This window comes from Peribacillus simplex, from assembly GCF_001578185.1.
GTDB classification, from domain to species: domain Bacteria; phylum Bacillota; class Bacilli; order Bacillales; family DSM-1321; genus Peribacillus; species Peribacillus simplex_A.
The window spans coordinates 47,300-60,122 of record NZ_CP011009.1; the positions used below are offsets into that span (position 1 = coordinate 47,300).

At 34.8% G+C, this 12,823-nt stretch carries 11 protein-coding genes; 1 reads left to right on the forward strand and 10 read right to left on the reverse strand.

All coding sequences use genetic code 11. The features are described from left to right. Positions 1 to 286 precede the first annotated feature (286 nt). Positions 287 to 874 (forward strand): excalibur calcium-binding domain-containing protein, encoded by a 588-nt coding sequence (locus tag UP17_RS25300; RefSeq protein ID WP_061466382.1) that lies wholly within the window; start codon positions 287 to 289, stop codon positions 872 to 874. Positions 875 to 1,742: 868 nt separating this feature from the next. Here UP17_RS25300 and UP17_RS28115 read toward each other — a convergent pair. From UP17_RS28115 to UP17_RS25345, 10 genes are all read right to left on the reverse strand, one after another. Then, positions 1,743 to 1,889, reverse strand: a complete 147-nt coding sequence (locus tag UP17_RS28115) for a hypothetical protein (RefSeq protein ID WP_155727555.1) — start codon at positions 1,887 to 1,889, stop codon at positions 1,743 to 1,745. Between the two features lie 174 nt (positions 1,890 to 2,063). Beyond that, positions 2,064 to 2,702: an Ntn hydrolase family protein gene (locus tag UP17_RS25305; protein ID WP_061466383.1), complete on the reverse strand. Its 639-nt coding sequence runs from the start codon at positions 2,700 to 2,702 to the stop codon at positions 2,064 to 2,066. Between the two features lie 109 nt (positions 2,703 to 2,811). Next, complete coding sequence (locus UP17_RS27195; RefSeq protein WP_081109047.1) at positions 2,812 to 3,060, reverse strand: AbrB/MazE/SpoVT family DNA-binding domain-containing protein; 249 nt, start codon at positions 3,058 to 3,060, stop codon at positions 2,812 to 2,814. A 114-nt stretch (positions 3,061 to 3,174) separates the two neighbouring features. After that, positions 3,175 to 3,426 carry a hypothetical protein gene (locus UP17_RS25310; protein WP_061466384.1) on the reverse strand — a complete coding sequence of 84 codons (252 nt, stop codon included), beginning with the start codon at positions 3,424 to 3,426 and terminating at the stop codon, positions 3,175 to 3,177. Position 3,427: 1 nt separating this feature from the next. Further along, on the reverse strand, positions 3,428 to 3,799 hold the full coding sequence (locus tag UP17_RS25315) for a hypothetical protein (RefSeq protein ID WP_061466385.1): 372 nt from the start codon (positions 3,797 to 3,799) through the stop codon (positions 3,428 to 3,430). A 1,051-nt stretch (positions 3,800 to 4,850) separates the two neighbouring features. After that, positions 4,851 to 5,015 carry a hypothetical protein gene (locus UP17_RS28120; protein WP_155727556.1) on the reverse strand — a complete coding sequence of 55 codons (165 nt, stop codon included), beginning with the start codon at positions 5,013 to 5,015 and terminating at the stop codon, positions 4,851 to 4,853. Between the two features lie 263 nt (positions 5,016 to 5,278). Continuing rightward, the gene (locus tag UP17_RS25330; protein ID WP_061466388.1) at positions 5,279 to 6,505 is read right to left on the reverse strand and encodes an McrC family protein; all 1,227 of its coding nucleotides are present in this window, start codon (positions 6,503 to 6,505) and stop codon (positions 5,279 to 5,281) included. Beyond that, positions 6,505 to 8,709 (reverse strand): McrB family protein, encoded by a 2,205-nt coding sequence (locus UP17_RS25335; RefSeq protein WP_061466389.1) that lies wholly within the window; start codon positions 8,707 to 8,709, stop codon positions 6,505 to 6,507. Before UP17_RS25335 ends, UP17_RS25330 begins: the two co-directional genes overlap by 1 nt. Before the next feature lie 996 nt (positions 8,710 to 9,705). Beyond that, positions 9,706 to 10,506 carry a DUF5677 domain-containing protein gene (locus UP17_RS25340; protein WP_061466390.1) on the reverse strand — a complete coding sequence of 267 codons (801 nt, stop codon included), beginning with the start codon at positions 10,504 to 10,506 and terminating at the stop codon, positions 9,706 to 9,708. Between the two features lie 1,048 nt (positions 10,507 to 11,554). Then, entirely contained in the window at positions 11,555 to 12,682 is a 1,128-nt protein-coding gene (locus UP17_RS25345) for a PIN domain-containing protein (RefSeq protein ID WP_061466391.1), read from the reverse strand. Between the last annotated feature and the right edge of the window lie 141 nt (positions 12,683 to 12,823).

Genomic DNA, 12,823 nt, shown 5'->3' on the forward strand with positions numbered 1-12,823 from the left:
ATACTATTAATTGCTATTACAAAATCAATCATAAAAATATATGGTGATATGTAACGCCTATCTAAACATTTAAAAAGGAAATTGTATTTTTTTGTAGAATTATAGATATATACTAGGAAGGAAGTTTCAAAAAATAAGTGCTTGTTTTTTTAGTCTAAAAATATAAATCTTAGTGGTTAGCAATGATTATATTTTAGGGAGTGTTAGTTATGCCAGCCATCGCAATATTAGGTTTTCTCGCTATTTTATATTCTTTTTTTACCTACTCTACCATTTTATCAAAAAGATGAAAAACAAAGAAAGAGCACTATCTAAAAAGATTTTTTATCCTTCGCTCATTGGTGGAATAATATTTTTTATTGTTGGAATATTGTTTTTGGATACAGGAGTTCAAGCTAAACTTGATGATGAAATAGAACAAAATACAAAGTTAACAGCAGAGAATAATACTTTAAAATTAGAAAATACGAAGCTTGAAAAACAAATTACGGATCTTGAGTCAGAAATTAAAGAAACAGCTTCTAATATTACCGAATATGAAAATAATTTAAAAACATTGGAAGAAGAAAAAAAGGCATTCTCAACAGAAAAAGATTCATTAAATAAAAAGATTAGTGATTTAACAATTAAAAATACAAGTTTGCAAAACGAAGTTGATAGTTTAAATACTCAACTTGCAAGTAAAAGTACTTCTACCTCTATTGCAAAAGAAAATTCAAATCAATCAACTGCTTCTACAACGTCAGGAGAAAGGGAAGATTTCGCAAACTGTACCGATTTACGAGGTACATATCCAAACGGTGTTCCAGCTGGTCATCCTGCTTATGTACCAAGTATGGACCGCGATAAAGACAACTATGCTTGTGAAAGGTAATAAAATATAGGCTCTATCTTATAGAGCCCCAATTTGTAGACAAAAAGGTTTCGGAAATTTCCCGAAACCTTTTTAATTTTTTATAAGCAGATATAAAGAATAGTGATTTTTCCTATGTTAATTAGGTATTTCTGGCTCTTCAAAAGTCCTGTTGGCTACCTTCTTTCGCCCATGATGCCATGTTATTAGCTGGAAAAGCAATGGCATGAACCGCTATCTCGGCTCTTGAAAACCCAGAATTACTTGATAATGCTAAAAAAGAGTTAGCTGAAAGACCCGACGGGGAATCGTATACATCCCTAATTCCCAAAGAGCTTACCCTTTCGAAAAATAAACAAAAGGGTATCAAACAAAAATTGTTCAATTTTGAATAATTTTCATAAAAATATGTAGAATTCACACACATAGTTTGAATTTTTTTGAGTTTACATAAGATAAATTATAGGAAGTTAATAATGCACAAAAAAATCCGTCTCAAAATGACAAGTAATCTTGTTGTAGTGAGACGGAATTAAAAAATTCAAAAAAAGTACACATCTTACACATATCATTCACAGAACATTCACACTTGTTCATTGTATAATATAGATACTCCTTATTTTGATCTCTGAGTAAGATTGTCCAGGACCATTCGCATTCAGAGAAAAAACCTCTAAACCTATTCCTTTAGAGGCTTTTTTTATTAGTATCTCATTGCAAAGAGTAATCTTAACTTATGAGACAAAAAAATGAGATAGTCCATAATTCCAATACAAATTTGCCACCCTATTTAAGAATGACTAATTCCCTTCTTTATACAAAAAAGACGGCTCTCAATTTGAGTGCCGCCCCCTTTTCTTTAATTATACTGTGCAAACTCTAATATGCATTATTCTGCTTTGAATGTTTTCTTCACTTTGTCGCTTTCATTCATTCCAGGGCGTGTCACTGTTACATAAACAGAACCTGAGCCCTTACCTAACTGCTTAACCGTAATGGTTGCAGAGGAAGAAGTGGATGTTTTACTAGATAGCATTCATTTTTCCTACGGCAGAATTCATGTCTTTTTTTATTCACAACAAAAAAAGCCCTCACAAGAGGACCCCTAAAAAAACTTTATAAAGTAAATCTTCCATACAATGCTTCATCGAGTAAATCTGTTTGGACGAGCTGGATAAACGTCTTTCTCTGTTCTTCTATTCAGGTTATATTATTGCTTCACATTTCCTTGTTCATCCAGAAATACATAATCAGCTGTTTTATCTTTGTTTAAAATAAATGAATAGGTATCTTTTGAAACCATTTGGTCGTCTATGGAGCGTATCGCAGCAGATAACAAATGAATCGGATGTTCATTTACATATTTCCTGCTCATATTGGTACGAATGTACTCTTCAACTTCTTGAGATTTCACACCAAATGCCTTACAATCACCATTGATTTCAACTGGTTCAAATCCAGATGGACTTGACAAAGAATATAAATAGGACTTATCTTCCTTATGATCAATACAAGCCACTACTAATAGTAAGTGATCATAATCCCTATCTAGATGCATTTGACTATACATATCATGAATGAATATAGTTGTTTTTTGAACATGCTGGATCATTTCTTTAACCGATAATTTATGAATTAGACTAAATATTGGTGTTATTGCACCAACTACAGCTTTACCTATACGATCTGAACCAGCGATTCCAATAATCATATTTTCGCAGATAGGATGTACTTTTACAACAGAATCATATGTATCTAAAGTTTGATTACTTCCATTCATATGAGTACTTTTTGTATCTCCTGTTATTAGAACAAAATTATCTTGTTTCAAGCCAATTAATACTGTCATATGTATCTCTCCATTCTATCCTATATGTATAGGTTTAGTATTGAATATATTATAATACATAAACTATATGAAAACATGAAAATAGCAGCCCACTATAGGCTGCTTATCGTTAATGAATATGAGATAAATCATTGATACATTCGTCACAAACTAGCCGGCCTTTAAAGGGCGTTAGAGATTTACTAGATGTTTGACAGAATGTACAGAAAGGTGCATAACGTCTTAACATGATGTAATCACCATCCACGTAAATTTCCATCGGATCACCATTGTCGATATCTAAAGTTCTTCTCAGTTCTTTTGGTACAACAATACGACCTAACTCATCTATTTTTCTAACAATTCCTGTAGATTTCATTCCCATTTGCCAGAACGTGCACACATTTTACATGTATAAGCAAATTATAACATTTTTCGACAAAATAACAAGAATTAACAACCTAGTAATTATTGACATATAGCAACTGGATTGTTATAATATTATCTTTTTGTAAATGATTGAGAGGATGGACCTATGATGGCCAGTTAAATCACTAAGGACTGTATCTTTATACCCAATAATTCGCAAAGCAACACGTATGTCACGCCCAATGGTTTCTTCAAAATCCAAATCATTTTCTTCCGATGATTTAACAGCTTTCCAATCAAAATGGTTGAACCTTTCAATCAATTTATCTGCTGCTTCCTCATGCCATGTTTCCATTATAGGTGTCTTTACAAACATCCTAATCCTCCCAATTAAATATATATTGATCATCGTTTAAGATTTCAAAATCAGTCAGAACCCTATCTAACAGTTCTTCGGGGTACCAAAAAACCTCCTTATAAACCGTATCCATGGGTTTTATAAGAACCAGTTTCGTACAGGGGTCTTCATGGTGTTTAGAGACTTTTCCTTTGAATCTACGTTTGAATCCCCTGACATACACTTCTTGTTCGATATCAAAATCATACGGAATATCAGGCTCAAGAGCACGAACCTTTTTAACCATAGAATTACGATGATCATAGTCAATCTCTTCTCCTGCACTTCTTTGTTGATCCAGTTTTCGAATCTGCTCTTTTAATGAATCCCGGTAAGCTTTTTTATCTGGCATTGGTTTATCCTCCTTTAAAATAAGGTATTGTTAATGATCATTGTTTATTTTGAGTAAATAAAAGAGACCACTAAATTGTGGTCTTCTCTCGTGTCCTTAATGAACTAGTCGAGTAGAAGGGAACCTTTCTACCTTGCGGTAGATTATGTTCCTCCCCCCTCACAGAACCGTGCTTGCGCTATTCACGCACACGGCTCCTCCTAGTTACCATTCACAAAATGTAGCTAATCTCTTAGATTCAGATTTTGCTAATTCTGCTATCCTTAGTAGTTTTGTTTCCATTTATCCCTACCTCTGAGTGTAGTAAATGGTTCCCTAGTAAGGGCGATAACTGGTAGCTAGCCTTTCCTCCATCGGCATTACCCAACTTCATTGGTACTACGCTGCTATCCGACTCCCTACACAGCATTTGGTTTCCTTGCTTTTTATCGCTTGTACACCATACTCTTCTAACAAGAAAAGACCGGTAGGGTCTCCCGAGTTGCCGTATCATATCAATGTATAACGTGCCAAGGTCTTTGACTCCAGAGAGGTTCATCCTTCTTGCCTTTAACGAAGGGTAAAATGTAGCTTTCTGCTGTGCGTAAGGCATCAGCCCTCTCGATTTACTAACATTATGGAGCTCTATCCCTTCAACCATTTGGCTTTCGGCCCGCTATCTAACTGTCTACGCTTAAAGACTAAAGTTACCTTTAGCCCTCCAAGACTCGCTACGAGCGAATGGCTAGTTCTTACTCGACGGGAATCCCACCCGCTATATGATACGACCTATGCTCGGCTGCACACGCACCCGTTAGCTTAAATACTCACAAAAATTGAATAGATTAATAAGAAAGCTAAAACGACTATAATAACAACTTTTGATAATTTTATTAGTTTTTCACTTTCAAATGTCTTATTTAGTAAATAAAAGAAACCTATAACCCATATACCGTCTTGAAAAAAAGTAGCAAAAATATTTCTAATCATATTTGAATAAAAGTATAAATCCATCAAGTTCACTCCCCGATTTATCGAAACATAAGTTAAAGAAAAACGGATTCGAGAGAATTTAAATTGAAATAAATCGTCCCCAGTATGCCACCAGAATTAACAAAAATAAGATAGCAGAAATAATAAATACTATTTTACTGTTATTTTCATTCTCTTCTTTCTTTTGCATCATTTTCTTTCTATATTTCATTTGTACCTTTTTCTTTTTATCATCTAATTTCATATAGATGGTAGACTCCTTAGTGAAAAATAATTGAATTTATTTTACCACAAAAACCCATATTCCTTGTCGGACTAACCTGCCCCGTTACTAGCAGGTTGTTAAAAATATACCAATTATAAGTTTTTTGTATAAAAAAAGCGCTAAACCTTTCTACATTAAAGGATTAACGCTTTTTTAAGTACAATATTACACCATGCCGCCCGTAAGGATCCCATAGGAAACAAAATAAGGAAGGACTACGGTAAACTGCCCCCATACTTATTTTATCTCTCTGCCAGGATCATCCTCAAATCCTCAACTGTTTCCTCAAATGAAGATAACCTGACTGTTTGAATCTCGATATATTTTTCCTGACCTGGTACCTGCCACTTTGGAAAGCGGGCTTCCTCTGATTTAGGATACAGCAGGATACATTTTTCCGCCTCTTTGTAGGAAGTGACGTACGCATACATTTGGTACAGATCAGACTGCTGGTAGAGGATCCGCCCTTCACGAATGATGTTTTTCCATTTTGTGTCGACAATCATTTGAAAATCTTCACCGTTAATGACAAAGTCAGGCTTCAGCTTGATGTTTTCCTGGCCAGAATACACATTTATGAGAAGGCGCTTTTCGTCATGCTGGGTCTGGACATCGATTCTCTTCTCCAGCGCAAGGAAGCGGAATGCTCTTTCAATGTAGGACTCATATAGCACATTCATTTCAAAAAGGAAGGAAAAGCTGTGATTACTGCTATATTTTGACATCATCATATCATTGGATAGAATCATCTTTGCAACCTGAAACACCTTCTCAAAACGGCGGTTTTGCCGATTGAATGGAACAGCTTCCAACTGACTTTTCAAAATCGGCCCATCTGACACATTTTGAAGCATCTCCATTATAAATAGAGATTCCGTCTTCAGCGCGCTTTTAGAAATATACGGGAATATAAGCTGAACCGCCTTTTTCAAAATCCTGTTCAAAAGGTTGTCTTCTTGAATCTCATCAAACTCACAGTAAGCTTTCACAGGCTGAAATGCATTTCTCCTTATATGCTCTTGCAGCAGGAAACGCCCTTTTAATGCCGGGCTATTTTCCCGGGTCAGCTTGTATTCCTTATAAACGCCACGCCGAAGCTCTGTTAGTAAGAGCTGAAGATAAACATTCGCAAAAATATGGAGTAAATCCGCTTTTGCCAATTGGCTTAACGATGATTCATGAAGGCTGACAGGTAAGGATCGCGTAACAGTAAGCATGTTCAATAAGGCTTTCCTGTCTTTCTCTTCTGACTCATCATGAATGGTTAATTTGGGCAAAATTTCAATCCGGACGGTCGAAAGCTGAATGATTCCGACGATATTGATAAACCGGATCTTGCCATAGCCTATTTCTACAAAGGAAATGTACTTTTCCTGCAAATAGCGGAGAAGTTCTTCAAATTCATGCTGAGTAATATGTTTTCCCAGATGGATCCAATCATAGGCTTCCCGTATACTGACATTTTTCATCACTCATAAATCCTTTGGACATCCCGAATTTTTATCGTTTTTTTGATTCGAAATTTGACCGGCAAATCAAGAGTGGCGAGCATCGCAGAGTCCTTGAACAGCTTCTGCATATTGACCTCCTCTTGATAAACAATGCATGGATCATCTTCAGAAGTACCCAGTCCTCCGAGCACAAGCCCGATCTTTTCCCAATCATCATAGAAATATTCTTGTAAAAGCGGAACCACTTTATTCAGAATAACCTGGTAAACTTCTTCCTCAGTTTCAGCATTCATGAAATAGGCATGTCCAACCATATGGTCGCGGTCAAATAGTACCTCAATCCTTCGATTGATCATTTCCAAAAGAGCCGGAAGATCAATGTTTTCAATGGGCTGAAGCAAGGATGGCTTAGGCATCATTTCTTCAAATGAAAAGCGCCGGCGCAGGGCTGTGTCCAGCAGGGAAATCGAACGGTCAGCCGTATTCATCGTTCCAATGATGTAAAGATTCGGAGGAAGGATAAACGGTTCCCGCGAATAAGGAAGCTGGATCATGGTTTCATTTTCTTTTGTCAGTCGTTTATCGTCCTCAAGCAATGTGATCAATTCCCCAAATACTTTTGACATATTGGCACGGTTGATTTCATCAATGACCAGCACGTATCGAGGTGCCGCCGTAAAGTCAAAAGCATCATTTACATTAAAGGCCTTTAATACTCCCTGCTTCCGGGAAAGATACTTCTCATGGCTTTCCTTCTTTTTCAGCCCTTCATAAAGGGCCTCGATCGCAATCCGTTTTAAGGTTCCGTCTTTCGACCTAAAGCCTCCTTTTCCGTCGGAACGCAATCCTTCAATAAAATCCTCATAGGAGAAGCTCTGATGGAATGTCAAAAATTGGACTTTACCCTGGGTCTGAAGTTCCTTAAAATGCTTTTTCACATCCACTTCTTCGCTTGAATCTTCCACAATTTCAACGACCCGTTTGGAAATATTATATGTCTTGCCTGTCCCGGGAGGCCCAAAATAAATGGTATTCAGTGGTCCGTTGTATTCATTTACTAGAGACTGCGGCTCCTCTTCAGGAGCTTGTTCCTCCAATGCTTTTAGTTTATTGAACATTTTCTTGATATGACTCTTCTTAGTAATTTCGTGGATCCGGTCACGAAAACCTCCATAGCCTGGGAGAAGCCTCTCCTCCTGCTCAATCCATTCTACCGGCACAGTATGTCCCAGAAGTTCATCGAACTCATAGCTGTCCAACACCCGGCTCTTGAGCTTGCCAACTGCTGAAATTTTCAATACATATGTAAGGCTTTCATTCTCCAGCCTCTCTGAATAAGTCGTTTTAACTCCTACTATATCTCCCTTATCCAGCTTTAAAAAGGCTTCTAGTGCTTCTTTTTCTTTTTCATCCTTCATTTCATCCAAAATTACGGAAAGGTCATCGGTGGCCAGATAGCTGGATAGATCCTGTTTGAAAACAGGAAGGGATATCATTCCACTTTCCATAAAAGCAGAAAGATAGTCGCGCTCCTCATATCGATGCTCGATGAGCCAATGCTTGGTTTGCTTCTTTTCTCCATATCGCTTCCAGATAAATTCACTGAGCTTAACATAATCCCAATCTTTAAAAGGCTCTATTTCTCTTAACCGCTTATACTCTAAATATTGCAAGTGAATATAATTTCTCGGCCTTTCTTTGAAGAGCTCGGCTGGTAGCTGCAAATCCTCTGCCAACGGATCAAGGACTTTCCTCGCATAAACATTAAAGAATTTTTCCGGATAGTAGATATTCAATATTTTCAGCATGACCACTGGCCACACCTTCAATTTTGTAAATTTCATTTCCTCAATCCGGTCCTCAGCAGCGAGCCTTAGATTGATAACGATCTGATCGCGCAAATTGCCGTATTCGGTCTCTAGTTCGTCCCCTGTAAGTTCCTTCTTTTTCGTGGACGCACCCATGCAGTATTGGCCATTGCCGCCTCTGTATATGCCAAATTTGGAAGCATTGCCGCCGCCAATCCCGCCAAGGACTTCCCTGTGCTCCAGCCAATATATGAAAGCATCCCTCGTTGAAGTATCCGCATACTCATTAACTTGCATTTCCGGCAATGAATCCAATGGAAACCGTTGGATGAACTCCTGTCTCTTATTCTCGCTAAACGTTATGTAATCATCATCCAAACTAAATTCTTTTGCTGCCTCAATTAACTTTTCCATTACCGCTATCGCACCTGCCTGTTCATTTTCATTATGTATATATAGGTCTATTTAACGATACACTATCCTCCTGTAGAATGCTTTAGTTTTTGATTGGATGTATATGAGGATTTAAAAGTAAGAACTCTTTCTGGCAGTCTATCGCTATTCTCTTAAGCTTCGGATTAGCTATGTATGAAACACCAATACTAATCTTAACCGTATTCCTCGAGTTTCCTTCTTATATTGGTAAAATAAAAACAACCCATTTTGAAGTGAATCCAAAAAGTTAGACACTTTATTTTGTTACGCTGATTCTGAGGATTGAGTTCGGTATTGCACCGGCTGAATCCTTTTAATTTTGCCTTGTTCCGTTTGTGATTAGAATTCTTGCAGGTAAAGTAATTCTGATTTCAGTTTACTTGTCTGTTTGAGGTATAAGTTTGTGAGTTTTTATAACATCCTATAATATATGTTATGTTAACTAGAAATATTGTGTGATAAAAAAGGAGCCTTAAAGCACCTACTCTATTATTGCGCGGGTACTACATACTATCAAAAGTAAAAAAAATGCTCAAAAATCAGCCATATTAGGGGTTTCTACTGTAGAATGACCTGTGTGGGATTCGAGCCCACGACCGCTTCCCTGTCAAGAAAGTGAAGAGAACCAGTTTATAACAGATATAGTTTGTTATTGTTGATATAATAGGCTTTTACTAAGTATGATCTAAACAGATGTAATTGGTGGAAATTTGATTGGTTTTGCCACCAATCTACCACAGCTAAACCCCTTGTGTATTTATCAAGACCTAATTTTAAAAAATATTATTAAATCAATCTCCTAACATATTATATATGTTTAATATGTTAGGAGATTTTTTCATAAAGAAAAGACACTAAAATGAGCGCCTATTTCTTTTAGCCGCCCCAGCCACAGCTTCCGCCATAGCCATCGTATCCACAACTACCACAATAACGGAAATCTAAAACCGTAATCATAAACAGAAAGAGGGCTATTTAGTCCTCTTTTTCTACTAAAAGCTTTAATTGCTCAGCTAGTTCAACAAGCTTCTCTCCATATTCATATAGCAGATTGCTTTCTACAATATTATAATAATTAGCTAAAAATGTTATGTTGTTTAAAAGTTGATTGATACTCCAATATATATTTCCTATTATTAAACTATAAAAAGGCATTTGCTGACTAAATGTTTCAAAATCCATATTTTCAATTATTCTTTGCGGGTGAACCCAATTTGAAGGTTCATCATAACATTGGTAATAGGCTATCTCTTGAAATTCAGCACTCAAATCTTTCAAACTTTTTCCGCTCACTATCTCATACCACTGTTTAAATTCTGGATTCTTTCCTTTTAAATGTTCTGATTTAATTTGTTTTATCGCTGTATTCTTAAGTTGAGACAGTAGTTCAATTTCTTCAGAAGTAGCAATGTTTTTTATTTCTTCATTGTTATTTTGGAAAAATCTATTCAACTTATTAGTAGTTTCAAAGTTGTTTTTCTTATTAAAAAACTTAACATATATCTTTTTATCTTCATCTTCAGCACTCGTAAAAGCGTCAAATGCTACTTGTAATTCAAACAATGTCCTTTGTAAAGGTAAAACTCCATCAGTAATATCATTCTCCAATAGATGAAAAATAGTATTTATTCTTAAATTGATATTTCCAACAAGATAAAACATTAATTCATCTACTTCATCTATTTCTTTGTTCCGTGAACAGATCCTCCTCATTCCTTTTAATCTTCTCTGAGTTGCTTCAAAAATTTTTTTATAAGTTGGAAAATTATTGTTCATATTGATAATGTCTCCCTATTCTTAAGTAAACTTACTTTTTCTTCTATTATACCTTTATTTATAAAGTAAAAAAGAGAGTCATTTTAGTTCTAACGGGTTCTCTTTTGGGGTGCAAAAATCAATTTCACAATACATTTTTAACGTGAATTCACACATGAATTCACGTTTTTTATTTCCTTGATATTAGAAATTGCTGATAAATGCATCAAATTTATAAGAATACAATTATAGTACCATTTGAAGTATTGAGGTTTTTTTGGTAAAAGTATGTAAAAATTCCTGTGAACAATTAATTATTTAAGTCCTTACCTTCCGTTCATGGCTGTTACATAAGTTAGTAACTTGAACATAAAATAATTATGTAAACAAATATTCGTAAAAATTGAATTTTACGCAGAAATCAAACTTTAAAAAGGAGTCAACCAATGGCTAATACCAGACAACATCAAGTTTATGAGCAGAAATTGGAACAGCTCCTCTACCAACATACAAAATGTGGTTAAAAGCACTTTCCAGGCATATAAAAGACCCCCAACCAAAATGGTTGAGAGCCTTTGAAACGTTGTAATTAACACTTTGAGAACTGAGGTGCACGACGACTTATTTTTTTGCGTTCTTTTATTTGTAATTTAAATATGAAGAATTATAGAATGAAATGTTTAATTAAAAGCCTAGTTTATTAGGCTTTTTTCGTTTTCATCAAAACTGGAAAAAATATCGTTATATATGTTTAGTGGTCAGAATGTGGTCAAATATAAACTATGCTTATTCAACTACCGCTACCCGATTGTTTAAGTGTATTTCTTCACAAACTGTCTCTTTCCATTTCTTTATTACAGGTATACTGCCTAGTTAGTCACATAATAAAAAGCCACCAGATGGCGGCTCTATAAATATAGCAACTGTTATAGCTGTGGGTATTATAAGAAATATACATATTCTTAAGCTCACTTTTTTATACCAATATAAAGAAGATGACTTGCATTTCCTATGGGTTGGAACACATGAAACATTTATTTGGACAAATTTTATTATACCATAGGTAATATTAAGCACCATAAAAACCTTTTTCAAAAATAAAGTTTGAGAGTAGTGGATACTTATTTACTAACTCGTCATACTTAAGTTGTAAATTAATCATTGATTTAGGGTTAGTCTCCATTGTGAATGAAAAAGGTAGTAAATATTTCATTGGATGAAAATGTTTTCCGCTACCGTCAAGATATACGTTTATAAGGCTTGTATCTAAGATTAATTTACCAGAAATAATTATTTCTTCTGCAATAATCTCAATGTTAAAATTGTCAATTTCTTTAATATCGATATTCAACCCAAAACTATTGTATAGATTGGTATTAATGCCATTAACTTCAATATATTCGTTTATAATGTAGTCCTCACTAAATTGTTCTATTTGATTATACAAACCAGTATGACTTTCTCGGTCAAAATAGCCAAGAACATATTTTTTATCTATATTATTTTGAGCGATCCAATCTTTTAATTCTTGCTCCCTTTCCTGTTTTACCTCAATATACTTTTTAATTTTTTCTTCTTGTGTGACATATTCTATCTTTTCGAAGAATTTTAAATTTGCTGTTTCTTTTATATCCTTCATTAAATCTGGATGTAATTTTTCTTTCTTATCATCCAAAAAGTCATTTGTATTATTAGAAATAAAATAACAATCAGATAAGTTATTTTGTTCAATATAATTCGAATAAGTCAACCATGTCACTGCATCTCGGAATTCAGATTTACCCTCTTTAAAGGGTTTTATACGATTAACCGCTCGATCTATAAGTTCTCCTAGAAAGTCATTAGGACAAGATAGGATATGTAATACCCCTTCTTCTTTTAGCTTCTCATATACTAATTCAAACTGTTTTAACAGCTCTGCATATTCTTCTGCTAATCGCTGGTTAATTGAATTCTTCTCTCTATCGATAAAACCTTCTGGTTTAAAACCTTGTAAAACTTCCTCTGCATTATATATTTGTTGAAAATGCTTATTTATCTTATTGATAAAGTGTCTTTTGGTTTCTTTATACACTACATCAGACATATAAAATGTAATATCTTTGTATTCTCTGGCTAATTTTAATAATAGACGAATATGGTTCTCTCTTAAAAAGGGATCACTATGTGTATGAGTAGTATCTAAAAATATGTTCATATATTAATCCTCGCAAACTATGTATTTACTCTTATTATAATGTTAATTATTCCTAGAATGAAAGTAAACTCATAATGAAAATTTACTCTATTACAGATAACCGATACTGAGGTGAAATATAATGTTTGTTAGTCCTATGCT

What these genes read in the sequence shown, in the direction of transcription:
- UP17_RS25300 (WP_061466382.1), top strand. Translation starts at nt 287, where the DNA reads ATGAAAAACAAAGAAAGAGCACTATCTAAAAAGATTTTTTATCCTTCG.
- UP17_RS28115 (WP_155727555.1), bottom strand. Translation starts at nt 1,889, where the DNA reads ATGCTATCTAGTAAAACATCCACTTCTTCCTCTGCAACCATTACGGTT.
- UP17_RS25305 (WP_061466383.1), bottom strand. Translation starts at nt 2,702, where the DNA reads ATGACAGTATTAATTGGCTTGAAACAAGATAATTTTGTTCTAATAACA.
- UP17_RS27195 (WP_081109047.1), bottom strand. Translation starts at nt 3,060, where the DNA reads ATGAAATCTACAGGAATTGTTAGAAAAATAGATGAGTTAGGTCGTATT.
- UP17_RS25310 (WP_061466384.1), bottom strand. Translation starts at nt 3,426, where the DNA reads ATGTTTGTAAAGACACCTATAATGGAAACATGGCATGAGGAAGCAGCA.
- UP17_RS25315 (WP_061466385.1), bottom strand. Translation starts at nt 3,799, where the DNA reads ATGCCAGATAAAAAAGCTTACCGGGATTCATTAAAAGAGCAGATTCGA.
- UP17_RS28120 (WP_155727556.1), bottom strand. Translation starts at nt 5,015, where the DNA reads ATGAAATTAGATGATAAAAAGAAAAAGGTACAAATGAAATATAGAAAG.
- UP17_RS25330 (WP_061466388.1), bottom strand. Translation starts at nt 6,505, where the DNA reads ATGAAAAATGTCAGTATACGGGAAGCCTATGATTGGATCCATCTGGGA.
- UP17_RS25335 (WP_061466389.1), bottom strand. Translation starts at nt 8,709, where the DNA reads ATGGAAAAGTTAATTGAGGCAGCAAAAGAATTTAGTTTGGATGATGAT.
- UP17_RS25340 (WP_061466390.1), bottom strand. Translation starts at nt 10,506, where the DNA reads ATGAACAATAATTTTCCAACTTATAAAAAAATTTTTGAAGCAACTCAG.
- UP17_RS25345 (WP_061466391.1), bottom strand. Translation starts at nt 12,682, where the DNA reads ATGAACATATTTTTAGATACTACTCATACACATAGTGATCCCTTTTTA.